The 23,681-nt window shown below is 70.0% G+C and carries 20 protein-coding genes; 11 read left to right on the top strand and 9 right to left on the bottom strand.

What is annotated here, in order from left to right; translation table 11 throughout:
• Window positions 1–212 precede the first annotated feature (212 nt).
• The 4 genes from panC to FNH24_RS26360 all read right to left on the bottom strand — a co-directional run bounded on the left by panC (window position 213) and on the right by FNH24_RS26360 (window position 4,261).
• Window positions 213–1,127, bottom strand: a complete 915-nt coding sequence (gene panC / locus FNH24_RS26375) for a pantoate--beta-alanine ligase (protein ID WP_152365229.1) — start codon at window positions 1,125–1,127, stop codon at window positions 213–215.
• A 98-nt stretch (window positions 1,128–1,225) separates the two neighbouring features.
• Complete coding sequence (gene panB, locus FNH24_RS26370; RefSeq protein ID WP_152365228.1) at window positions 1,226–2,101, bottom strand: 3-methyl-2-oxobutanoate hydroxymethyltransferase; 876 nt, start codon at window positions 2,099–2,101, stop codon at window positions 1,226–1,228.
• Window positions 2,094–2,507: an aspartate 1-decarboxylase gene (panD, locus tag FNH24_RS26365; protein WP_343031914.1), complete on the bottom strand. Its 414-nt coding sequence runs from the start codon at window positions 2,505–2,507 to the stop codon at window positions 2,094–2,096. Before panD ends, panB begins: the two co-directional genes overlap by 8 nt.
• Before the next feature lie 197 nt (window positions 2,508–2,704).
• Window positions 2,705–4,261: an ankyrin repeat domain-containing protein gene (locus tag FNH24_RS26360; RefSeq protein ID WP_152365226.1), complete on the bottom strand. Its 1,557-nt coding sequence runs from the start codon at window positions 4,259–4,261 to the stop codon at window positions 2,705–2,707.
• A 156-nt stretch (window positions 4,262–4,417) separates the two neighbouring features.
• Here FNH24_RS26360 and FNH24_RS26355 point away from each other — a divergent pair, with 156 nt between their 5' ends.
• On the top strand, window positions 4,418–5,551 hold the full coding sequence (locus FNH24_RS26355; RefSeq protein ID WP_343031913.1) for an FAD-dependent oxidoreductase: 1,134 nt from the start codon (window positions 4,418–4,420) through the stop codon (window positions 5,549–5,551).
• A gap of 41 nt (window positions 5,552–5,592) precedes the next feature.
• On the opposite strand, the gene FNH24_RS26350 is transcribed toward FNH24_RS26355, so the two are convergent.
• A complete protein-coding gene (locus FNH24_RS26350; RefSeq protein WP_152365225.1) occupies window positions 5,593–6,060 on the bottom strand; it encodes a hypothetical protein in 468 nt (155 codons plus the stop codon).
• A 743-nt stretch (window positions 6,061–6,803) separates the two neighbouring features.
• On the opposite strand from FNH24_RS26350, the gene FNH24_RS26345 reads away from it, so the two are divergent.
• Window positions 6,804–8,003 carry a pyridoxal phosphate-dependent aminotransferase gene (locus FNH24_RS26345; RefSeq protein WP_152365224.1) on the top strand — a complete coding sequence of 400 codons (1,200 nt, stop codon included), beginning with the start codon at window positions 6,804–6,806 and terminating at the stop codon, window positions 8,001–8,003.
• Window positions 8,004–8,065: 62 nt separating this feature from the next.
• A complete protein-coding gene (locus FNH24_RS26340) occupies window positions 8,066–9,253 on the top strand; it encodes a sensor histidine kinase (protein WP_152365223.1) in 1,188 nt (395 codons plus the stop codon).
• 364 nt (window positions 9,254–9,617) lie between these two features.
• Here the strand turns inward: FNH24_RS26340 and FNH24_RS26335 are convergent, their stop codons facing one another.
• Window positions 9,618–12,107, bottom strand: a complete 2,490-nt coding sequence (locus FNH24_RS26335) for a family 78 glycoside hydrolase catalytic domain (RefSeq protein ID WP_152365222.1) — start codon at window positions 12,105–12,107, stop codon at window positions 9,618–9,620.
• A 169-nt stretch (window positions 12,108–12,276) separates the two neighbouring features.
• Between FNH24_RS26335 and FNH24_RS26330 the strand changes: the two genes are divergently transcribed.
• Together FNH24_RS26330 and FNH24_RS26325 are read left to right on the top strand one after the other, a co-directional pair.
• On the top strand, window positions 12,277–13,059 hold the full coding sequence (locus tag FNH24_RS26330; RefSeq protein ID WP_152365801.1) for an ArsR/SmtB family transcription factor: 783 nt from the start codon (window positions 12,277–12,279) through the stop codon (window positions 13,057–13,059).
• 219 nt (window positions 13,060–13,278) lie between these two features.
• The gene (locus FNH24_RS26325) at window positions 13,279–14,772 is read left to right on the top strand and encodes an MDR family MFS transporter (RefSeq protein WP_152365221.1); all 1,494 of its coding nucleotides are present in this window, start codon (window positions 13,279–13,281) and stop codon (window positions 14,770–14,772) included.
• 37 nt (window positions 14,773–14,809) lie between these two features.
• Here the strand turns inward: FNH24_RS26325 and FNH24_RS26320 are convergent, their stop codons facing one another.
• Entirely contained in the window at window positions 14,810–15,046 is a 237-nt protein-coding gene (locus FNH24_RS26320; protein WP_152365220.1) for a KTSC domain-containing protein, read from the bottom strand.
• Window positions 15,047–15,085: 39 nt separating this feature from the next.
• On the opposite strand from FNH24_RS26320, the gene FNH24_RS26315 reads away from it, so the two are divergent.
• From FNH24_RS26315 to FNH24_RS26305, 3 genes are all read left to right on the top strand, one after another.
• Window positions 15,086–16,081: a DNA glycosylase AlkZ-like family protein gene (locus tag FNH24_RS26315; protein ID WP_161606322.1), complete on the top strand. Its 996-nt coding sequence runs from the start codon at window positions 15,086–15,088 to the stop codon at window positions 16,079–16,081.
• Between the two features lie 90 nt (window positions 16,082–16,171).
• The gene (locus FNH24_RS26310; protein WP_152365218.1) at window positions 16,172–16,765 is read left to right on the top strand and encodes an NADPH-dependent FMN reductase; all 594 of its coding nucleotides are present in this window, start codon (window positions 16,172–16,174) and stop codon (window positions 16,763–16,765) included.
• Window positions 16,762–18,231, top strand: a complete 1,470-nt coding sequence (locus FNH24_RS26305; RefSeq protein ID WP_161606321.1) for a DHA2 family efflux MFS transporter permease subunit — start codon at window positions 16,762–16,764, stop codon at window positions 18,229–18,231. The genes FNH24_RS26310 and FNH24_RS26305 overlap by 4 nt, the downstream gene beginning before the upstream one ends.
• 16 nt (window positions 18,232–18,247) lie before the next feature.
• Here FNH24_RS26305 and FNH24_RS26300 read toward each other — a convergent pair whose 3' ends face one another.
• Entirely contained in the window at window positions 18,248–19,588 is a 1,341-nt protein-coding gene (locus tag FNH24_RS26300; RefSeq protein WP_152365216.1) for a helix-turn-helix domain-containing protein, read from the bottom strand.
• Window positions 19,589–19,739: 151 nt separating this feature from the next.
• Between FNH24_RS26300 and FNH24_RS26295 the strand changes: the two genes are divergently transcribed.
• The 3 genes from FNH24_RS26295 to FNH24_RS26285 are packed head-to-tail and all read left to right on the top strand — an operon-like array spanning window position 19,740 to window position 22,301.
• Window positions 19,740–20,417 (top strand): hypothetical protein, encoded by a 678-nt coding sequence (locus tag FNH24_RS26295; RefSeq protein ID WP_152365215.1) that lies wholly within the window; start codon window positions 19,740–19,742, stop codon window positions 20,415–20,417.
• 20 nt (window positions 20,418–20,437) lie between these two features.
• A complete protein-coding gene (locus FNH24_RS26290; RefSeq protein WP_152365214.1) occupies window positions 20,438–21,151 on the top strand; it encodes a hypothetical protein in 714 nt (237 codons plus the stop codon).
• Between the two features lie 16 nt (window positions 21,152–21,167).
• Window positions 21,168–22,301, top strand: coding sequence for a hypothetical protein (locus FNH24_RS26285; protein ID WP_152365213.1), 1,134 nt, complete (start codon window positions 21,168–21,170; stop codon window positions 22,299–22,301).
• A gap of 24 nt (window positions 22,302–22,325) precedes the next feature.
• Here FNH24_RS26285 and dnaB read toward each other — a convergent pair whose 3' ends face one another.
• Window positions 22,326–23,672, bottom strand: coding sequence for a replicative DNA helicase (gene dnaB, locus FNH24_RS26280; RefSeq protein ID WP_425486917.1), 1,347 nt, complete (start codon window positions 23,670–23,672; stop codon window positions 22,326–22,328).
• Window positions 23,673–23,681: the final 9 nt, after the last annotated feature.

Genomic DNA, 23,681 nt, shown 5'->3' with positions numbered 1-23,681 from the left:
CCGGCGAGGTTGCATGCCCGGAGGTCAACGTTGCGTCACGAAAGTCGACCCCGGTCGAGTTGCGTACGCCCCAGCGGCCAAGCGACCGCGCGAAAGTCGACCCTGGTCGAATTCCGTACGCCCCACCGGCCAAGCGACCGCGCGAAAGTCGACCCTGGTCGAATTCCGAACACCGGGGCGGAGTGGGCCGCGCGGCGACCCCCGGGCGTTGTTCAGGCCCGGGCGCCCCGGAAGGCGCCGATCCGGTCGCCGTCGGCGTCCTCGTCCTCATCGGTCCGTGGCGGGCCGGCCAGGGTCAGCTCGGTGTTGTCGATCAGCCGGGTGGCGCCGACCGTCGCCGCGGTGGCCAGCAGGGCCGGGCCGCTGTCCTCGTCGTCGAGCACCGCGAAGGTCTCCGGATCGACGACCTCGGCATAGTCGAGGACGAAATTCGGGTTCGCGGCCGCCGCTGCGTCCAGCACCTCGGTCGCCGCCCGCTTCGCGGCCGAGGCCGTCACCTCGGTGCTCGCGGCCTCCAGCGCCCGCCAGATCGCGGTCGCCGACTGCCGGTCCGGCGGCGACAGATACTGGTTGCGGCTGGACATGGCCAGGCCGTCCGGCTCCCGGATGATCGGCGCCTGGACGATCTCGACGTCGACATTGAGATCGGTGACCATCCGCTTCACGCTGGCCAGCTGCTGGGCGTCCTTCCGGCCGAAGATCGACATCGTCGGCTGCACCAGGTTGAGCAGCTTCAGCACGACGGTCAGCATGCCGTCGAAGTGGCCGGGCCGGGCCGAGCCCTCGAAGACCGAGCCGAGCGGGCCGGCCTGCACCGTGACCTGGCGCTGCGCCGGGAACAGATCGGTGACGCCGGGGTTGAAGACGAGCTCGACCCCGGCCTGCTCGCAGATGTCCAGGTCGTGCTGCAGCGGCCGCGGATACCGCGCGTAGTCCTCCTCCGGGCCGAACTGGAGCGGGTTGACGAAGATGCTCACCACCACGACGTCGCAGACCTTGCGGGCCAGGTCGACCAGCGACATGTGCCCCGGGTGCAGCGCCCCCATCGTCGGCACCAGGCCGACCTGGGCGTCGCCGAGTTGCGCCCGGATCAGCTCCAGCTCATGGATGCTGTGCACGACCTTCATCGGTGTCCCCTCCGAAACGTTGAGCGGAGCGAAGCGCCTCCAGGGGCCCGATTCATCGGCCGGCCCCCGGAAACGTGCAGTGCTGGCCCGCGGTGAGTTCATCCGGCGCTCCGATCGATGGCGGTGATCCGGCGATCGCCGAAGGTGTGCTCGGCAGCCGGGAACCGCTGCTCCCGGACATCGGCGGCGTACGTTTCGGCAGCCCGTCGCAGCTCGCCGGCCAGGTCGGCGTACTGCTTGACGAACCGCGGCAGCGGGCCGTCCCGCAGCCCGGCCATGTCCTGCCAGACCAGCACCTGGGCGTCGCAGTCCGGGCCGGCGCCGATGCCGATGGTCGGGATGGCCAGCTCGGTCGTGACCCGGCGGGCCAGCTCACCGGGCACCATCTCCAGCACCACCGAGAAGGCGCCGGCCTCGGCCACCGCCCGGGCGTCGTCCAGCAGCGCGGCCGCGCCGGAGCCCCGGCCCTGGACCCGATAGCCGCCGAGGGCGTGCTCGCTCTGTGGGGTGAAGCCGATGTGCGCCATCACCGGGATGCCCGCGGTGGTGATCGCGGCGATCTGGGCGGCCACCCGGACGCCGCCCTCCAGCTTCACCGCGTGGCAGCCGGTCTCCTTCATGAACCGGACCGCCGTGGCCAGGGCCTGCTCCGGCCCGCTCTCGTACGATCCGAACGGCAGGTCCGCGACGACGAACGCCCGCTGGGTCGACCGGACCACGGCCCGGGCCAGCGGGATCAGCTCCTCGGCCGTGATCGGCACCGTGGTCTCGTAGCCGTACACGTTGTTGGCGGCGGAATCCCCGACCAGCAGCACCTCGATGCCGGCGGCCTCGAAGATCGACGCCGTGTACTGGTCGTAGCTGGTCAGCATCGCCCAGCGTTCACCGGCTTCCTTGGCGCGCTGCAGATCGCCGATCCGGAGCCGGCGCTGGGCCGGCCCGGTCGCGGAGCCGTAGGGGGCAGGTTCAGCCATCACCCGTCCCGCTGCGGTCGCTGGAGATCAGCACCAGACCCGGCGCGGCCTCGGCCGGATCGGAGCCCACGGTGATGATCTTGTTGTCGCCGTCGACGTGCACCACGGTCGGGTTGTACGCCCGCGCCTCCTGGTCCGTCATCGCCGCGTAGGACAGGACGATGACCAGGTCCCCGACGTTGATCAGGTGGGCCGCCGCACCGTTGACCCCGATGATGCCCGAGCCGCGTTCGCCCGGAATCAGGTAGGTCTCCAGCCGCGCGCCGTTGGTGATGTCGACCACCGAGACCTGTTCGCCGGGCAGCAGGTCCGCAGCCTCGAGCAACTCGACGTCCACGGTGAGCGAGCCGATGTAGTGCAGCTCGGCCTGCGTCACCGTGGCCCGGTGGATCTTCGACTTGAACATCGTGCGCATCATGTGGTCGGCGTCTCCTCAGGTTCGCATTCCCCGAGTGCAGGCCGGCAACGACCCGAGGGGTCGCAGCTGGTGGCCGCGAACACATTGGCAGACCTTCGACACGGGACACAAGCTTAGGCGGAGCGGCCGGGCCTGTAACCGCCGGATCAGCAGTCGGTCGGCCCGGCCGGTCCGCCTGGCTCGGCTCAGGCGGTGGTCAGCGGCCGGAGCAGCTCGATCACCGCCTCCCGGTCCTCGCCCTGCTGCTCGGCGTACTGCGCCCAGCCGAGCGGGGTGGCGTCGTGGTCGGTGTCGTGCCGGCCGGCGTCGGCGCCGAGGTCGAGCAGGGTCCGCACCAAGCCGGCGTCACCCCGGTAGGCCGCCTCGTGCAGGGCGGTGTGGCCGCCCCGCTCGCCGCCGGCCTGGCCCCAGCCGGTCTCGATCCAACCGCCGTCGACCGGCACGTCGGAGCGGCCGAGGGCGTTGACGTCGAGGCCGAGCTCGACCAGCAGCCGTATGGTCTCCTCCCGGCCGGACGCGGCCGCCGCCCAGGGCAGCAGGTTCCGGCCGCCGCGCCGGACCGCCTCGGCGGCGTCCGGATGGTCCCGGACCAGGGTCTGGACGGCGGCCGGGTCGGCGCGGAACACCGCGGCGACCAGCGCATCCGCCGGGTTGTCCGGGACCGGCCGCTCCGCCCCGGCCTCGCGCAAGGCCTCGATCACCGCCGGCCCGCCGTACAGCTCGGCGATGGCCAGCGGAGTCCGGCCGTCCTCGTACGGGCTCTGCACGTCGACCGCGTGCCCGGCCAGCAGCCGGACCCGGTCGGCGAACCCGTGCTCGATCGCCCAGCGCAGCTGGACCCGGAGCTTGGTCGCCGGGTCGGCGTGCAGATCGGTCATCCGCTCCCGCCACGGGCCCGGTTGATCACCGCGGCCGAGACCGTACTCGAACAGCAGCTGGAGATGATCATCGTCCGGCCGGAACATCCGGTTGTACAGAGTTTGATCATCGACCGGATCGGCGCCGGCCTCGAGCAGCAGCCGGGCCAGTTGGAGCGAATGCGGGTGCCGGGGCTGCCGCGTCGGCCCCTGCTCGCCCTCGCCGAAGGCGCCGGTGAGCACGGTGAACGCGTACGGGCCGCCGTTCCACAGGTAGCCCTCGTTGGGATCCGCACCATGATCACGAAGCAGCCGGGCGATGCCGAGCACCCGGTCGGCCGGCACCTCGGGATCCAACCGGGAGTAGGCCAGATAGAACATCGGGGTCCACCGGTGCGGCCCGCCGCGCCGGCCGGCCAGCGCCGGCTCGGCCTCGATCAGGCGCTGCACCGCGGTCAGATCGGCGGCGGCCGCGGCGGCCCAGACATGATCGGCGGTGAGCCCGGGCTGCTCGGCCAGGATGGCGCGGGCCTGGCCCCACCGATCCGGGCCGTCCTCGTGGCTGTAGGTGAGACAGGCCAGGCGGCAGAACTCGTCCGCCGGTGTGCCGTCGGCCCGCGGCGTGAGCTCCCAGCTGAAGTCGGCGACGGTCTGTAGGTAGCGCTTCAGCCGGGTCCAGCTGGAGAAGCCGTACTCGCGGGCCACGACGAGCTGGGCCTCGCTCAGGCCGAAACCGGTGTGATCGGCGGGCAGTCCGCCGGGATAGCAGTCCTCGACCCGCTGGTTGGCTTCGGTGTCACCGCCGCGAACGGCGCGCTGCAAGGATTTCGCCTGGTTCCGCAGGTGATCGAGCTGGGGACGGTCGGGCAGGTGTTTGGTCGGCATGCCGACTCCTTTCGGTGTGCCCGAGGTCCGTGTCACCGGGCGAAAGGAGGCGTGAAGAGCCGTCTTTCATGATCAAGGAATCAGGTGGGCTGCGCCCTTTCCACGGACCGGAGGCTGCCTGTTCAGCCACCGCAACGATAACCCCGGCCCGGCGGATTGATCAACCAGTCGGAACAATCCGGGGCCGGGCGCTGTTGCGCTGGCGTGGAGGTTCGCGAGGTCGACGTGCTGGTGATCGGGGCCGGCCAGGCCGGCCTCTCCGCGGCCTATCACCTGAAGCGGTTGGGCGCGGACTTCGCGGTGCTCGACGCCGACCAGCGGCCGGGCGGAGCGTGGCAGCATCGGTGGCACACGCTGACCATGGCCGACGTGCACGGTGTCGCATCACTGCCCGGGATGGAGCTCCCCGAGCACGACCCACGGGTGCCGGCGCGCGATGTCGTGCCCGACTATTTCACCCGGTACGAGGAGCGGTTCGGACTGCCCGTGATCAGGCCGGTGCGGGTCGACCGGGTCGCGGGCGAATCATCCGGGAATCTCTTGGTGGACACGGATCTGGGCCGTTGGCGGGCTCGCGCGTTGATCAACGCGACCGGCACCTGGCGGACGCCGTTCCTGCCGTACTACCCGGGACAGGAGACCTTCCGCGGCCGGCAGTTGCACACCGCCAACTACGAGGGCCCGGAGGCATTCCGCGGCCGGCGGGTCGTGGTGGTGGGCGGCGGCGCCTCGGCCGTGCAGATCCTGGGTGAGCTGGCGCCGCTGGCCTCCACGCTCTGGGTGACCCGGCGGCCGCCGGTGTGGCGGACCGCCGAGTTCGATCCGGAGGCCGGGCGGGCGGCCGTGGCCCTGGTCGAGGAACGGGTTCGCCGCGGCCTGCCGCCGCAGAGCGTGGTCTCGGTGACCGGGTTGCAACTGCGGCCGCAGGAGCGGCGGGCGGAGGAGCTGGGGGCGTACCGACGAGAGCCGATGTTCGCCTCGATCGAGCCGGACGGCGTGCGCTGGGCCGACGGCCGGTTCGAGCCGGCCGACGTGATCATCTGGGCCACCGGCTTCCGCCCGTCGGTCGGCCATCTGGCGCCGCTGCGCCTGCGCGAGGAGTCCGGCGGGATCCGGTTGATCGCCCGGCTGGACCAGCACACCCCGACCACCGCCGCGCGGGACCAGCGGATCCAGTTCGTCGGCTACGGCCCGTCGGCGTCGACCATCGGCGCCAATCGGGCCGGCCGCGTCGCGGCTCTCGCCGCCCTGCGTTCGGTCGAGGCGGCCACGCAACCCGTGGTCGCCTGACTCCCTGGAATTCGACCGCCAGTCGGCGCCGCGGCCGGTGATCACCGGCGTGTCGCGACCGAATCGCTGGATCGGGGACGAATTCCAGGGCGGTGCCGATCGCCGGACCGCGCGAGCAGGTCGGCGATGATCAACAACGCCGCGGGGACTCCGAAAGTGAGGAATCCACTCGGCCCCAGCAGATAGACGCAGCAGCCGGCCCACCCGAGCAGTCCGTAGCCCAGGACCGGCGAGCACCGCAGCCCACGGCGAGCGGTGCGGATGATCATGCCGCCGAGCAGCGCCACCGGCACCGCGAACCCGCCGATCCCGGCCCAGAACGCGCCGACTTCGGGATCGCCCGGCGGAGCTCCGCGCAGCCCACCGGCCAGCCACCCGGCCCACCCTCCGTGCAGACTCATCATGATCAGATGCAGTGCCGCGATCACCACCAGCGCGACCCCAGCGGCGATCGTCAACCGCTCGGCCGATCGGGATCCGGCCCACTCACCGCTCGAAACCGACGTCATACCCCTCACGATCGCGCCACCCGCCGCACCGGACCTCCCCCGCCCGGGCTAACCGCGTCCGGACGCGGGTGAGTCGTCCGCCGCCGACCGGACCGGAGCGTTCGCTTCCCTGGATCCACCGGAGGGCGCCGTGGCACGTGGCTGGCGGGGGCTGCGCGGGTCCGTCCTGGTTACGAGGGTGAGCTGAGCGGGGATTTCGTTCCCTGAGCCTGTCGAAGGGCAAGCCGGACCGCGGCCGTTCTCACGGATTTCGGCCTGACGGCCGCGGAAAGACGCGCCAAGGGGCGGGCAGGTTGTTGCGGTCGGCCGGCTACAGCGGCCGGGCGCGTGTTCGTTCCCTGAGCCTGTCGAAGGGCAAGCCAGACCGCGGCCCGTGTCGGATTCACCGGGCCCGCGCCCTCGCAGGTCAATCGGGGGTTCGGTGTTCATCGACTGTGACGTTCCCCGGCCCGATCGTCGATCTGAAGCCGGGGAACGTCACAGTCGATGACCCCAGAGCAACCTTGCGGCGGGAATCGGCTCCCGCCGCACGGAAACGGCATCGAAACTGGCACCCGGCCGCGATTCTCCGCCGACCGCGAACCCCACCCGTCTCTTTGGCGCGTCTTTCCGCGGCCGTCAGGCCGAAATCCCTGGAGCACGGCGAAGTGTGGTCTGCCCCCCTTCGACAGGCTCAGGGAACGGAACCAACACACCACCCGCTCAATGGTCGAGCCCGGTGGCGCATCTGGTTGGCTGGCGGCATGCAGTCCCATGGCCCGTCCCGACGCTCCGGCGTCCCGCCGTTCACGGTGATGACCGTGCTGGCCCGGGTGGCCGAGCTGCGGGCGGCCGGGCGGGAGGTCATCTCGCTCTGTGCCGGGGAGCCGTCGCAGGGGGCGCCGGCCGACGTGCGGCGGCGGCTGGCCGAGTTGATGAGCGAGCCGCTGCCGCTCGGCTACAGCGAGACCTTCGGCATCCGGCCGTTGCGGGAGCAACTGGCCGCGCACTACGGCCGCTGGTACGGCCTCGAAGTCGACCCGGCCCGGGTCGCGATCACCACCGGCTCCTCCGGCGCGTTCCTGCTCACCTTCCTGGCCGCGTTCGACCCCGGCGACCGGGTGCTGCTGGCCCGGCCCGGCTACCCGGCGTACCGGAACATCCTGACCTCGCTCGGCTGCACCGTGGTCGAGCTCGACTGCGGCCCCGAGCTGCGGTTCCAGCCCAGCGTCGAGCAACTCGATCAGGCACTGCGGGACGGCCCGGTGGCCGGCCTGGTCGTCGCGTCACCGGCCAACCCGACCGGCACCATGATCGACGACGATCACCTGGCCGCCCTGGCCCACTGGTGCCGTGATCATGAGGTGCGGCTGATCAGCGATGAGATCTATCACGGGATCAGCTACACCGGCACGGTCGGCAGTTGCGCCCTGGCCCATGATCAACAGTCGGTGATCATCTCCTCCTTCTCGAAATACTGGGGGATGACCGGCTGGCGGCTCGGCTGGGCCGTGCTGCCCGACGATCTCGTCCCGGGCTTCGACGCGTTGGCCGGCAACATCGCCCTCTGCCCGCCGGTCCCGGCTCAGCATGCGGCGATCGCCGCCTTCACCGACGCCTCGTACGCCGAAGCCGAGACGGCCGTCGCCGGGTTTGCCGAAGCCCGGCGGGTGATCTTGGACGCGGTCGACGACCTCGGCTGGTCCGGCCTGGCCCCGGTCGACGGCGCCTTCTACGTCTACGCCGGGATCCATGATCAACTGCGGGGCCGGTTCAGCACCAGCGCCGACTGGGCCGCCGCGCTGCTGGAAGACCACGGCGTCGCGATCACCCCCGGCCTCGACTTCGACGGCGTCCACGGTGATTCCTGGATCCGCCTGTCCCTGGCCGCCGGCCCCACCGCAGTCGCAGCCGCGATCGACCGCATCCTCGACTTTCAAGGCCGACTTGTCAGAACTGAGTAGCCCCAGGGCACAACTCAGTTCTGACAAGTCGGCTTGGGTGGGGCGATCGGGAGAAGGTGGGCGTGAGCGAGTCGGTGATCCGGCAGCGGCGGCGGGACGGGCCGGGGGTTCCGGCTGCCTGGCGCCGGCTGCCGGCGCTCGGTCAGGACGCGATCCTGGCGGCGACCGCCTGGCTGATCATCGTGCTGCTGCCGGCCCTGGACAGGCTGACCGACGCCGGTCCGCCGAACCCGGTGCCGTGGACGGCCGGCGACCTCGGCCTGCACATCGCGGTGGTCACCTGTCTGTGCGCGCCGTTGCTGGTCCGGCGCCGCTTCCCGATCCTCAGCACGGTGACGATCGGGGCGGTGATGGTGCTCGCCGGCACGCTCGGCGTCCCGACGTTCCGGGGCGGGCTGCCGGTCCTGATCGGGTTCGTCGCCGCGACCTCGGCCTCCTACTACCGCGGCGGCTGGTGGCGGCCGGCGCTGGCCGCGCTGATCGTGATCTTCCTGTGGTTCGGCCTGGTCGGCCGCCTGACCCCGGCCGCGTCGGACGTGTTCATGGTGCTGGCCTCGGCACTGCTGCCGGTCACCCTGGGCTGGGTGTTGCGGATGCAGCGGGACCGCGCCCGGGAGCAGGCCCAGTTGCGCGAGGCCACGCATCGCCGGATCCGGGCGGAGGACCACACCCGGATCGCCCGGGAGGTGCACGACTCGGTCGGCCATCACCTCAGCTCGATCCGGCTGCGGGCGGTCGGCGCCCTGGCCGACCGATCGTCCGCGGCCGCCGAGCCGTTGCAGTCGATCGCCGACACCTCGGCGGTCGCGCTGGCCGAGATCCGGCGGCTGCTCGAGCTGCTGCGCGCCGACGAGCCGGCACCGCCGGTGCCGCTGGCCGAACTCCGGGCGCTGGCCCGCGAGGCCGGCGATCAGCTGCCGGCGATCACCGTCGAGGTCGACTCGGCCTGCCCGGAGCGGATCCCGCACGATGCGTTCCGGGTTGTCCAGGAGTCGGTGACCAACGTGATCCGACACTCGGGCGCATCGACGGCGCGGATCGTGCTGGCCCGGGACGGCGGCACTCTCGTCCTCACCGTCGACGACGACGGCCCGGCCCGGCCGGGCACCGCGATCACTCCCGGCCACGGTCTCCCCGGCATGGCCCAACGGGTGCACCGCGCCGGTGGGGCCTTCGTCGCCGGCCCCCGCGCCCCCCACGGCTGGTCGGTCCGCGCCACCTTCCCGCTGCCGACGGGAGCGACGCCCTGACGATCCGTGCCTGGTCGCCGACGGCCACGACCCGGTCCGACACCAAGCAGTCGTACGGGACCCGGGACCATTTCTCTACCTGTGGCGACTTCCGCACCCTCAACCAACCGGGACCGGCACGTTTCTCTACCTGTGGCGACTTCCGCACCAACCCCACAGCCGGCACCGGCACGTTTCTCTACCTGTGGCGACATCCGCACCCCCAAACAGCCGGGACCGGCACATTTCTCTACCTGTGGCGACTTCCGCACCCCCAAACAGCCGGGACCGGCACATTTCTCTACCTGTGGCGACTTCCGCACCAACCCCGACCCGCCCAGCCGTTTCTACCTGTGGTGACCGGAGCGAAGCCCGACCTCGATGATCACCCCAGCGTGGCGGTGAAGGTCCACGTCCCGGTGCCGATCACCTGTTCGCCGTCGGCGTTGCGCTCGACACCGGCCGGGGCGGTCAACTCCACCCCCGGCACGGAGACCGCGGCGGTAGCGCCGGTCGGCACGGTCACGTCGAGCCGGAGTTGATCACCGGCACGGGACCAGCGGACGGCGACCCGGCCGCGGACGGTGTCGATCGCGTGCGAGGCATGATCAAGATCGCCGAGCAGCCAGGGTCGGACCCGGAACGTACGCCATCCATGATCACCACAGGTCAGCCCGGCTACGTCCTCGATCAGCCACTGCACCACGGTGCCGTGGAAGTAGTGATCACGCGAGCGCACCTCGTCGTCCCACATCTCCCACATCGTGTCGGCGCCCTGGTCGAACCAGTAGCCCCAGCTCGGATGGGTCCGCTGCCGGGCCACTGCCAGGGCCAGCTCGCCGTGGCCGTGCCAGGTCAGCGCCTTGAGCAGAGTCTGGGCGCCGATGCAGCCGACGTTGTGATGGTTGCCGCGCTCGGTCACATCAGCGGCGAGCCGCGCCGCGACGGCGGGCGCGGCATCGTCGGGGATCAGGCCGAGCACCAGCGCGGTCGCGTTCGCGGTCTGGCTGTAATGATCACCGACGACGATGGCGTCCCGCTCCGGCGCGAGGCAGCGGGCCAGCAGCCGCTCGTGCACATCGTCAGCGGCATGCCCGAGCCGCACGACCTCATCGCGCCGGCCGATCAGCTCGCCGATCTCCACCGCCGCCCGCAGCGCCCGGATCAGGAAGGCCGAGGCGGTCAGCACCGAGTCGTCGGGGCCGACGCCGTGGGTGCCCGGCGCCAGATAGTCGCCCAGGGCGGAGATCGGCAGGCCGTCGACCAGCTTGCCGAGCTCCCAGTCCAGATATTTGATCATGGACGGCCAGTGATCAACCAGCAGGCCGGTGTCACCGTAGTGCCGGTACAACTCGCGCAACAGGTACGGATACACCGTGGTCCACTCCGGCGACGGCGCCAGTTGGTGGTAACCCCAGCCGGCGGTCGGCGCGATCACCGGCAACGCGCCCTCAGCGGTCATGCTGTCCCGAAGATCATCGAGCCACTTGCCCAGCAGGGTGCGCAGATCGAAGAAGCCGAGCATGGTCGGGGCGCCGAGCTGGGCGTCGCCGGTCCAGCCGTTCTTCTCGTACTTGGGGGTGTCGGTCGGCAGATGGTGCAGGTTGTTGGTGATCGTCCGCGCCATCGCGTCCGCGAACCGCCCGAACAGCGGCTCGCCACACTCGAAGGCACCGACCCGATCGACGTCGTTGTGCGCCTCGCAGGCGATCAGCGTGCCGGCATCGGGAAGGTGGCTGAGCCCGTCCAGCTGCACGTACCGGAAGCCCTTGTAGGAATAGCGCGGCTCCCATTGTTGATCAAGCTCGCCGTTGCCGCGATAGCTGTCGACCTGGAACCGGTCGCCCTCGACGTGACCGGTCCGCGGCCGGAGCAGGCCGTCATCGTCCGGCGTCTCGGCGTAGGTGATCATGACCTCCTGCCCGGCAGCCTGATCGGTGTGCAGCCGGACCCAGCCGGCGGTGGTCCGGCCGAAGTCGGCGACCCAGGAATCGCCGACCCTGGTCCAGCTCGGCGCCCCGGTCCAGGTCACCCGGACCGGCGGATGGGCCTGCGGCCGCAGCCGGCCCGCGGGCGGTTCTGCGGCCGCGGCGGGCAGCGGGTCACCGGCCGGCGGCATGGCGTCGAAGGATTCGCCGGCGTAGTAGCAGTTCAGCGTGGTGCCGCCGCGGCTGACGGTCCACCGGTCGTCGGTGCCGATCACCTCGCGGCTGCCGTCGACGAAGATCAACTCGAGCTCGGCGACGGCGCACAGTGGCCCGAGCCAGGGCGGCTGATGCCAGTTCCAGACGTTCGGCGTCGGCAGCGCGAAGAAGCCGTTGCCGAGGGTGATCTCGAGCTCGTGCTCGCCCACGTCGAGCAGCCCGGTGACGTCGCTGCTGACGTACCAGACGGTCCGGTCGAACGCGGCGAACGGCGGGCTCAGCCGGTGATCGTTGGCGGGCCGGCCGTCGATCGCCGGCCGCTGCAGGCCCAGGCCACAGACGTGCCAGACCGCCTCGGCCACCGGCCGGTCGATCCGGATCGCGCGGCGCAGCACCGGCTCGGCGACCTCGGCACCGGCCGGGGCACCGATCCAGCGACCGACCGACGGGAAGTCGGCCGGTGCGGTCCGGAACTCGGCCGCGCCGGTCGAAGTCCCGGCCTCGACCCGCCACCGATACCGGGTGCCCGGCTCGAGCGGCGCGCCCGCGTACGCGATGCCGGTGGCCGGATCGCCGACCACCGCCGACTCCCAGACCGGGTGCTCCGGATTCGCGGCGGGCCAGACGCGGATCCGCCCCTCGTCCGCCGGCCCGACCCAGCTGAATCGTGGTTGGTCCCCGGCCACCGCGAGCGGTGCGGGCTGATCATCGACACGGAGCCGGCGAGTCATGCTGCACCATCCTGCCCGCCCCGATTGAAACGTGCCACTCCCAGTCTCACCGACTTGTCAGAACTGAGCTGTGTCAGGGCACAACTCAGTTCTGACAACTCGGCCGGGAAGGGGGCCGCGTCGCTGATTGACATGCAGGCATTTACCTGCCTATGGTCGAAGCGTGTCCATGGATCAGGTGTTCAAGGCGCTAGGGGACGAGACCCGCCGGTTCCTGCTCGACTGCCTGCGGGAGCGGAACGGGCAGACCCTCGGCGAGCTGTGCGAACGGGTCGCGATGACCCGGCAGGCCGCGACGCAGCACCTCGCTCTGCTCGAAGCGGCCAACCTGATCAGCACGACGCGCCGGGGCCGGCACAAGCTGCACTACCTCAACCCGGTGCCGATCAACGAGATCCAGGAGCGCTGGATCGGCCGGTTCGAGCAACCGCGACTGGCCGCGCTCGCGTCCATGAAGGAGAGAGCCGAGATGACGAACAAGCCCGATTACGTCTACGTCACCTACATCGAGAGCACCCCGGAGCGGGTCTGGGAGGCGATCACCGATCCCGAGCTGTCCGCTTCCTACTGGGGCCACAGCAACGTCTCGACCGACTGGAAGGCCGGCTCGCGCTGGGAGCACCGGCGGATCGACGGCAGCGGCCTGAACGACGGCGGCGGCACGATCATCGAGTCCGACCCGCCGCGACGGCTGCTGTTCAACTGGGTCGAGGACGGGGCGCCGGAGACCGCGGACTCGGAGCGGGTCGGCTTCGAGATCGAGCCGTACGGCGACATCGTGCGCCTCACCGTGACCCACGAGAACATGGATCCCGCCGCGGGCGCCGCGAACGGCTGGCCGGCCGTGCTGGCCAACCTCAAGTCGTTGCTCGAGACCGGCAAGCCACTGCCGCAGGCTCCCTGGGAGATGCCCGTGAGGCGGGTCACGGAGACGGCTTCGAAAACCTCGTGACGGTTGTCGGTGGGGGCACCTATCGTTGACGCCATGTGAGAAAGTCACGCGCCCGGACGTCCGGCCGGCCGGATTCAGATCTTCTGGGCCCACGACGGGACTAAATCCCCGTGGAAAGACGTTCCAACCCGATGACTTTCGGTCCGACGACCAGTCACACCACGCATGACCAGCGCCGTTGCTGACCCAACCCAGCCAGACGTCACGAAGGACCACCGGATGACCGCGCCAACCCAGCCCGTCGACGCGACCACACCGAGCGGCAACTCCGCCTCGCACACGAAGATCATCGTCACCCTGTTGATTGCGGCGTTCGTCGTGATCCTGAACGAGACGATCATGGGGGTGGCCCTGCCCAAGCTGATGGGCGAGCTGCACATCACGGCCAGTTTGGGTCAGTGGTTGTCGACGGCGTTCATGCTGACCATGGCGATCGTGATCCCGACCACCGGGTTCCTGCTGCAACGCCTGACCACCCGGCAGGTGTTCATCCTGGCCATGTCACTGTTCTCCGCCGGCACCCTGTTGGCCGCGGTGTCGCCCGGCTTCGAGCTGCTCCTCTTCGCCCGCGTCGTCCAGGCCTCCGGCACCGCGATCATGATGCCGCTGCTGATGACGACCGTGCTCGGCCTGGTCCCGGTCGCCCGCCGCGGCGTGGTGATGGGCAACGTCAGCATCGTGATCTCCGTCGCCCCCGCGATCGGGCCGACCCTGTCCGGACTGATCCTGCAATTCCTGTCCTGGCGGTTCATGTTCCTGCTGGTGCTGCCGATCGCGCTGATCGCGCTGACCTACGGGGCACTCAAACTGGTCAACGTCGGCGAACGGTCCAAGCCACGGCTGGACTTCCTCTCCATCGCGGTCTCCGTGCCCGGCTTCGGCGGCATCGTGTTCGGCCTCAGCCAGCTCGGCGAGGTCAGCCACGGCGGCAGCCTGGCCCTCGCCCTGGCCGCGCTGGCCATCGGCGTGATCTCGCTGATCATCTTCGTCTGGCGCCAGACCCGGCTCTACCGGCCCGGGAACCCGCTGCTCGACCTGCGGGTGTTCCGCTACGGCATGTTCCGCGCCGGCGTCGGACTGCTCTGCGTAGCGATGATGGCGCTGTTCGGGTCGATCATCCTGCTCCCCATCTACCTGCAGAACATCCGCGGCCTCGACCCGCTGACCACCGGGCTGCTGGTCCTGCCGGGCGGCGTGCTGATGGGCGTCCTGGCCCCGATCGTGGGCCGACTGTTCGATCGGTACGGGCCGAAGGCGCTGGCCATGTTCGGCGCCACCGTCATGGTGCTGGTCCTGTGGGGTCTGACCACGGTCAACCAACACACCCCGATCTGGCAGCTCCTCGGACTGCACCTGATCCTGTCGCTGGGCCTGGCCTCGATGTTCACCCCGGCCTTCACCACCGCCCTGAACCCGCTGCCGCCGCACCTGCACTCGCACGGCAGCGCCGTCCTGAGCACCCTGCAACAGGTCGCCGGCGCCGCCGGCGTCGCGCTGCTGGTGACGATCATGACCATCCGCGCCCAGACCGCCGCCGCGTCCGGGACCGCCGACCTGGCGGCCCAGAACCAGGGCATCCAGCTGGCGTTCGGGGTCGCCGCGCTGATCGGAATCGCGGCGATCGTGCTCGCGGCCTTCCTCCGCACCACCAAGATCGAGCCCGAGGAGCCGGGCGAACCGGCCGCGGAGCCCGAGGTCGCCGAGCTGCGGTGATCTCGGCCGGCTCCTGACCCCGCCGATCGCCGGCCGGTCAGGAGTCGGCGTCGCCGACCGGATAGCGCGGCTTGATCACCCGGTTGACGTACGCGCCGATCGACTCGGCCGCCAGCAGGTCGCGATACACGGAGGCCGGTACGCCGAAATGGACGTACCGGCCTCCGTTGGTGTATTCCAGGAACAGGCGTCCGTGCTCGTCGTCGTATCCGACGGCGCGAATGCTGCTGGAGCTGACCCGTTGCAGTTTCGGCCGATCGTGATCTTGCGGCATGACCCCGATCCTGCCAGCCGGTGGCCCAGAATGGGCCCGATGCACGAACCCGAATCCTTCCTCCGCCGACAGGCGCTGGGACAACGGTCCCGGCGTACGGCCGAGGATCTCGTCGAGGCCGTGGCCGGGCTCAACGCCCAAACCGCCCACGGCCCGATCGTCGGGCTGTGGACCCGGCTGGCTCGGCTTTCTCTGCCCAGGCTCGACGAGGCCCTGCGGGACTACCGACTAATCAAGGCGAATCTGCTCCGCGGCACCGTGCACCTGGTGACCCGCCGGCAATACCTGGCCTGGCGGCCGGCGCTGCAGCCGATGCTGGAGCGGACGGTCCGGGGTTTCTGTCCCGGCCTGTGGCAGCAGGTCGACCATGATCGACTGCTCGCCGCCGGGACCGAGCTGTTGAGGCAGCGGCCCGGCCTGACCCGGGCCGAGATCGGTGACGCGCTCAGCCCGTCGTTCCCGGGTCCGGAGCCGCGCCGGCTCGGGTTCGCCATTCGGCTGCTGCTGCCGGTCGTGCAGCTGGCCGACGAGTCCTGCTGGAGCCCGGGCCGGACCCGATACCTGTTGGCCGATCAGGCGATCGGCGAACCCCTCGGCGACGCCGCTGCCGGCACCGCCGACCTGATCCGATCCTTCCTCCGCGCGTTCGGCCCCCGCACCGTCGCGGACGCGACCTACTGGTCCGGACTGACCCGGCTCGGACCGGTCCTGACCGAGGTCGCCGACCGCCGCTCCGGTGCGGCCTACGACGTTGATCCGATCATCGACCAGTCACCTCGGCCGAGCGTCGTGCTGCCCGAGTTCGACAACGTCTACTTCTGTTCCCGCGACACCTCGATCGGCCTGATCGAAGCCAAGGCCCGGTTGGTGCACGGCGGAGCGATGCCCGGCTCCTTGATCACGGCCGACGCCGCCGTCCGCGGCGACTGGACCGCGACCAGCAGACGGCTGCCGGAGCTGCAACCCTGGTCCGACCTGGACGATCCGGAACGAGCCGAGTTCGACCGCTTCCGGGCCTGGTGGGCCGCGCGGTAACCGGCCCTGACCAGCGGTGATCGCGGTCACGGTCCGGCTGCCGTACCGGCTGTTGACTTAAAGCTCCATTGAAGTTCTACGGTGTTGATCATGCCAACTCATGATCAGCCGGATCCGCTGCGGATCGTCGTCCTCCAGGGCAGCGTCCGATCCGAGCGGGTAGGGCCGGCGGTAGCCGACTGGGCGATCGAGCCGCTCGAGGTGAGCGAGGAGTTCGCGGTCGACGTGATCGATCTGGCCAAGGTCACGCTGCCCGACCCGACCGACCTCCGGCCGGGTGGCAAGGGTGAGCCGAGTGAGATCTCGCCTCGCCTCGAGGCGGCCGACGCATTCATGATCATCACGCCGGAATACAACCGTGGCTGCCCGTCGACGGTGAAGCACGCGATCGACTGTCACTTCCTGGAGTGGATGTTCAAGCCGGTGCTGCCGGTGACCTACGGGGTCTACGGTGGCCTGCTGGCGGCCGAGCAACTGCGCAGCGTGTTCGCCGAGCTGCACGCGGTGACCACCCGGAAGGCGGTCGGGGTCGCCGAGCCATGGTCGCTGCTCGATCAGCACGGCCGGCTGCAGCCCGGCCCCACGGCCGTACGCGCGCTCCGGCTCGGCATCCGCGAGCTCAGCTGGTGGGCGTCCGCGCTCCGGCACCAGCGGCGGACCAGTCCGTTCGTGTGGCAGCCGTGAGCAGCGCCGCACCCCGGACCGGGACCTCGCCCGGCCTCACCACCGGCGTCCGCCGGCTGGCCGTCGTGCTGGTCCTCGGCGGACTGCTGGTCGTCCTCGACATGGTCGCGACGATCATCGCGCTGCCGGCCATGGTGGCCGAGTTCGGCTCGTCGCTGCCGGTGCTGCAATGGGTGACCACCGGCTACACCGTGGCCATCGTCGCGGTGCTGCCGACCTCGGCCGCGCTGATCGGCCGGTTCGGCGCCAAGCCCGTCTACCTGGCCGGCTTGATCATCTTCACCGTAGCCTCCGGGCTCTGTGTGCTGGCCTGGAACGTCGAGTCCCTGATCGCGTTCCGGGTGCTGCAGGGGCTCGGCGGCGGCCTGCTCAACCCGGTCGGGCAGACGATCGCGCTCGGCGCCGTGCCGCCGGAGCGCCGTGGCCGGGTGATGAGCTATCTCGGACTGCCGGTGCTGATCGGCCCGCTGGCCGGACCGTTCCTGGCCGGCTGGCTGGTCGACGCGGCCTCCTGGCGGCTGATCTTCGCGATCAACCTGCCGATCGGCCTGATCGCCGCGATCTGCGCCGCCCGGCTGCTGCCCCGGCAGCCCGCTCCGGAACGGCGGCGGCCGGACCTGCCCGGATTGCTGCTGCTGGTCCCAGGCGTGCTCCTGCTGGTGCTCGCGGCGACCATGATCGGCGATAGCCGCGGTGCGGTGTCCTGGCCGGTGCTGCTCGCGCTGCTGGTCGCCGCCGCCCTGCTGGTCGGCTTCGCCCACCGCTCGCTCCGGGTCGAACGCCCACTGCTGCAACTGCGCCTGCTCCGCTCCCCCGGCTTCGCACCGGGCACCGCCGTGCTGTTCGGCTTCGGCGCAGCCTACTTCGGCACCGGGACGGTGCTGCCGATCTACGTCCAGGCCGTGCGCGGCGACTCGGCCCTGCAGGCCGGCACGCTCGGCATCGCCACCGCCCTCGGCGCCGGGCTGACCATGCAGGTCGCGACTCGGCTGATCGACCGGGTCTCCGCCCGCCGGGTGGTGCTGTTCGGCATCGTCACCGGTCTGGTCGGGATGGCCGGCCTCGCCGCCGCCGTCGCCGCCAACGCGTCGTACCCGGTGATCATGATCGCCAACCTGCTGCTCGGCGTCGGCTCCGGCGCCGCGATCATGCCGGCGATGACCGACACCCTGCGCCGCCTCAGCCCGGCCGAGACCCCGCACGGCGCCGCGATCATGGGCACCCTGCAACAGATCGCCAGCGCGCTCGGCATCGCGACCAGCGCCACCATCCTGACGATCATGATCAACGCCGGCGCACCGGAGCTCGCCGGAGACGGCATCGCCGCGCTGCTGGTCCTCGACCGAGAATCCCGTACGGCTCTGCTCTCCGCGCTCGGCCCGGCGACCGGCGCCACCTACCTGATCATGATCGTGCCGATAGCCGCCGCCCTGGTGACCGCCCTGATCGCGATCCGGGATCGGTAGTGGCCGGTAGCCGGCGTCAGCTGCCGGGCCCGACCCCGGTGATCGCCGGGCGGGGCAGGCCGAGATGGCCCAACAAGGGCTCCACGATGTCCCGTTCCCGCAACCACTGCGTCTGGTGGATCTCCGCGATGTTGTCCGGCAGCAGCCTGCGCTTGGCGAGCTCCTTGTAAACGATGCGCACGGTGTTCAGGGCCTGGAGCCACCGCGAATCCCGATCTTCGCAGAGGCGGGTGTTGATCAACATCAGCCGGCCACGGTGTTGCAGCCGCAGGGCCTGTTGACGGGCCGCTTCGGCGGTCGCGCGAAGCTCGCCGAAGTCGATGTCGCGTTCGGTCGCGCTGTCCCGGAGCAGGTCCTCCGATTCAGCCAGGTGGACCCGGAAGACCTGGTCGTTGACGACCTTGGCGGCGTCGGCGAACGGCGTCGGCCCGGTGCCCGTCACATGACTCCAGACCCGGCGGCGCGGTATCTCACGCAGATACCGCTCATGGATCTTGGCCCGAGAGGCATCGCTGTGGGAGGTGGTCCCGGTGATCTCCACGGCCATGTCACGCGTGCTCGTGAACCCGTACCCGATCAGCAACGCGGTGAGGCTGGCGACGTCGTTGACCCAGGAGTCCACCGTCGTTGCGGTGAACGCAATCGTCAGCAGCTCGGGCTTCGCACTCGGCACCACGGGGCTCTTCGTCGCTCCGACATGGCTGATGAACCACTGCGACACCTTGGCCCGGTCGTCCGGGCTCGGCCACCGTTCGGGCCGCAAGTGAGGGCTCGCCGGAGCCGTGGTGGGCGGGAAGGCACGAGCCGATCGCAGCGCCTTCTTCATCGTCGGATCCGCCCAGATGTCGTCGCTGTCGATGTCCGCTCCGTCGACGCGCCTGATGTCGATCCGATCGGCGACCCGCATCCGGCAGTCCGGTGGACCCTCGGTCGCGGGCCAGCAGGCCGCCGCCCACTTTCCCGAATCCATAGCGGCTTGGACGATCCGTGCGGCTCCCCCCTTCCGGCCGGATGCCACCGCGAGTTCACTGGCCTCTTCGATCTTCATCTGCAGCTTCATCAGCCGGAACGCGGTATCGATCACGACATCCGATTCCGGCGCCGGACCGAGGATGCCCATGCCGCGCAGGAGCAGCAGCGGGTCATCCCGATAGTCGCCCGAAGCGGATCCGAGGGCCCGGCTGATCTCGCGCAGTTGCGAGAGATTCGGCTTCGCGCTCCCCCGGCGCCAGTTCTCGATCGTGTACCGCTTGACCCCCAGTGCTCCCGACAGGCTTCCGGCGGTGTAGCCCAGTTCCACCATGGCGGTGGACAGCAGCTCCTTGAATTTCGCCCAGGCAGGATCTCTTGCGGCCATACCGCGATGCTAATGACTCGGTGCCTGAAGATCAGGGAAACAAGAAAAACGCACAGATCGGCGCAATTGTGCACAGCTGCCTCACGCCGTCTTCGGGATCCAGCCGCCGAGGGTAACGCTGGAAATGACAGCGAAACGTGAGGAGCCGGCCATGGACCACGTCGAAGTCTGGAAGATCAACAACAGGGCGGTACGGAAGGCGATCAGGGCCGCTGCCAAGGCTGGGCTCCGGGGCGATCCCGACGTGCTGAGACCATCACGGGTGCCGGAGGCGATCACCACGACCGCTATCCGTGCTGTGGAAGCGATGTACAGCAAACAGTCGGAACGGATCCGGGCCTCGCGCGACCGCGTCGAGTTCGTGCTGGCCAACCTGACCCGCATGTACGAGACCGAGCCGGTGCCGATGACCCGACCGGTGGACCGAGCCGAGGAGCTGGTGCAGCGTGATCACCGCCGCATCGCCGATCTTCGGCAACGGGTCCGTCAGGCCTCGGCCCAGATCCAGCTCACCGCCGAAGATCACGCCGCCGTGCTGCACTCGATCGCGGCCGCGTACAACCAGTTGATCAACAATCAGGTGGCGGCCTGGAAGTCGCACCATCCACACCGCGAACACCTCACCGACGTCGCGATCCCGCTGGTCACCGTCCCGGCCCGCGCGCTCGACCTGGGCCAGCTGACGATCGTCCGAGCCGTCCGGGCGACCGCGACCGAGCTGGGCTGGCTCGCGCCGCTACCGGAGCCCCTCGAAGGTCACCTGCCGCCCGATCCCGCGACCGGTGATCAAGTGCAGCGCATTCCCTTACTTCGAAGGAGAAGGCCATGAACCAGCACCTCCTGTCGATCATGATCCTGGTCGCCGTGTGCGTCCTCGTGATCTCCGGCTGCGCGTCCATCCAGTCGACCGGATCCGGACCATCGACCGACCACCCACCGGCCGGCGCACAGCAGTCCTTGATCATCACCGACGTGTCCGATTCGGCGCTCGAGGGAGGCCATGACGACCTCGGGTGGCAGCGGACCCTCACGGCCGTGGCGAACGCCGCGCCCGGCGACGAGGTGATCGTGTATCTCTTCCGCGTCAACGCCGGCGCCAGGTGTGCTCCGCTTCAGATTCAACTGGCGAAGCAGGCCAACCCCGAGGAGGACGCCGAGTTCCGCCGAGATCTTCTCGGCGCTCTGTCGGACCGCTACTCGCGCTATCAGGAGTGCGTCGTCACTGAACCCTCAGGCGGAGGGTCGGCCATCCTCGGTGCGATCGCCGAGATGCATGCCCTCTTCCCGAGGAGCCGGTTCATCCAGGTCGTCACCGACGGCTGCTCGAACCGGGAGACCAGCGGGACATGCCGGCGCCAACAACTCAACGATCCGGAGTTTCCCGGCCGGTTCGTCGACAGTCTTCCCCCGGCTCTCTGCCCGGCCCTCGATGGCGTTCGGATCGTGTTCGTCGGACTGGGCCGCGGCACAGTGCTCACGCCGGTCGAGCTCGCGACGCTCCGCGCGGTGTACAGATCGTGGGGGCAGCGGACCGGAGCAGCCATCGAATTCCAGTCAACCTGATCCGAAGGAGTCGATCATGAAGCACAGAGTCCACGTCTCGCGGGTGCCGGACGAGCTGGACACCCTGCTCGGCAAGCTCCGCCTCAGCGAGGACACGGTCATCCGCGGCGATGCGAGCTCGGCCATCCGGGTGTCCCCGGCCACCGACTCCTACGATCACGCGAAACGAATCGGGCTCGCCGACGGGCTCCAGCCCAATCGCGACGCCGACAGCGTCGACGTTGTCCTGCCGCACCAGGTCGCGGTGCGCGAGATCGCGCAAATCCCCCGGATCGCCCTGGGCAGCGCCGTTGCCTCGATCGGCAAGGCCTACCGGAGTGGCAAGCTCGGCCGCGTCTCCCCGATGGAGATCAAGCACCGGGTCAGCTGGATCCACCTCGTCTTCACGATCGTCCTGATCGGCCTGGTGCTGATCTTCGAGACTCTGATCGGGCAACGGCTCTGGCAGCGGCTGGTGACCGGGATCAGCGAGCTCCAGTCCATCGTGGCGAGTCTCGTACTGACCGTGATCTTGGCCATCGGAGCGGTCATCGGTGCGCGCATGCTCCATCTGACCTATCCGGGCGTGATCCGGGCCTACGGCGGCCGGATGCTGATCGGCTGGCTCGCCCTCGTCGGCGCAACTGCCGCCCTGCTGGCGTACGTGCTCGGCGGCGGCGTGCAGGCTGAACCCTCGGTCGGCAGTCCGTTCACCGGCGGGGGTGACTCGTCGTCCCCGGACCGGTCGCCGACCTCCGAGGGGTTCGATCTCGCGCTGGGGGTCGCCTACTTCCTGCTCCTGACGGCGGCGACGGTGGCGATCATCGGGCTACACCTCTTCGTCCAACACCAAGACCGCGCGGCCTCCGTGAACGCCCAGCTCGCCGAGCGCAGCCGAGCCCTGGCAACGTCCGTCCCAGCCGGTCGGTTGGACGCGTACTACGTCGAACGACTGAAGGAGTGCCTCGCCGCCCTCCCGATAGCCAACCGCCACGGCCGCAGCCTGATCGGCGCCTACGACGCCGGGGTTCGTTCGAACATCACGGACGACCTCAACGCGATCTGGCCGGGAGTCGAGTTCGACGATTCCGACCCCGCCTGGGTCGACGGCGCGCGGGCCGCGATCGCCGCGCTGTCCGAGGTCGGCCCGAAATCGGAGCCTGGCGCGTGACCGGATCGGTCGTGGCCCGGACGCTCAGTGCTGCATGTCGACGAAGCGGGAGTAGTGGCCCTGGAAGGCGACGGTGATCGTCTTGGTCGCGCCGTTACGGTGCTTGGCGACATCGAAGTCGGCCTCGCCGGCCCGCTCGGACTCCTTGTCGTAGAGGTCGGGCCGGTTGAGCAGCATGACCAGGTCGGCGTCCTGCTCCAGCGAGCCGGACTCACGCAGGTCGGACAGCATCGGCTTCTTGTCGGTGCGCTGCTCGGGGCCACGGTTGAGCTGGGACAGCGCGACCACCGGGATCTCGAGCTCCTTGGCCAGCAGCTTCAGCTGGCGGGAGAACTCCGACACCTCGAGCTGGCGGGACTCGACCTTCTTGCCCGACGACATCAGCTGGATGTAGTCGATCAGCACCAGCTTCAGATCGTTGCGCTGCTTCAGCCGGCGGGCCTTGGCCCGGATCTCCATCATGGTCAGGTTGGGCGAGTCGTCGATGAACAGCGGAGCCTCCGACACCTGACCCATCTTGGTGGCGACCCGCTGCCAGTCGTCGTCGCTCATCCGGCCGCCACGGATGTGCGACAGCGGGATCGACGCCTCGGCCGAGAGCAACCGCATGGTGATCTCGATCTGGCTCATCTCCAGCGAGAAGATCGCCGAGGTCAGGCCGTGTTTGATCGAGGCGGCCCGGGCCAGGTCGAGCGCCAGGGTCGACTTACCGCAACCCGGTCGGGCGGCGACGATCACCATCTGCCCCGGGTGCAGCCCGTTGGTCAGCTCGTCGACCTCGGCGAAGCCGGTCGGCACGCCGGCCAGGGTGCCGCCGCGGGAGGAGATCGCCTCCATCTCGTCCAGGGTCGGCTGCATCAGCTCCGACAGCGGCTTGTAGTCCTCGCTGGCCCGCCGATCGGTCACCGCATAGACCTCGGCCTGCGCCCGGTCCACGATGTCGTCGGCGTTGCCCTCGCCCGCGTACGACAGCTGACTGATCCGCAACGCCGCGTCGGCCAACCGGCGCAGGATCGCCTTCTCCCGGACGATCTCGGCGTAGTAGCCGGCGTTGGCCGCGATCGGGACGCTGGCCAGCAGCGTGTGCAGGTACGGAGCACCACCGACCCGGGTCGCCTCACCCCGCTTGGTCAGCTCGTCGGAGACGGTGATCGCGTCGGCCGGTTCGCCGCGGCCGTACAGATCGAGCACCGCCTCGTAGATCAGTTCATGGGCGGGCCGGTAGAAGTCAACGCCGCGGAGGACCTCGACCACGTCGGCGATCGCGTCCTTGCTCATCAGCATCGCGCCGAGCACGCACTGCTCGGCGGCCAGATCCTGCGGTGGGGTGCGGTCGGCTCCTCGGGCCGGCCCGTCACTGTAGGACGGCATCACCTCGGC

The sequence above is a fragment of the Microlunatus speluncae genome, assembly GCF_009299835.1.
Taxonomy (GTDB): Bacteria; Actinomycetota; Actinomycetes; order Propionibacteriales; family Propionibacteriaceae; genus Microlunatus; species Microlunatus speluncae.
Note: the sequence above shows the minus strand (reverse complement) of the source record. Positions and strands in the feature narration are given on the sequence as shown.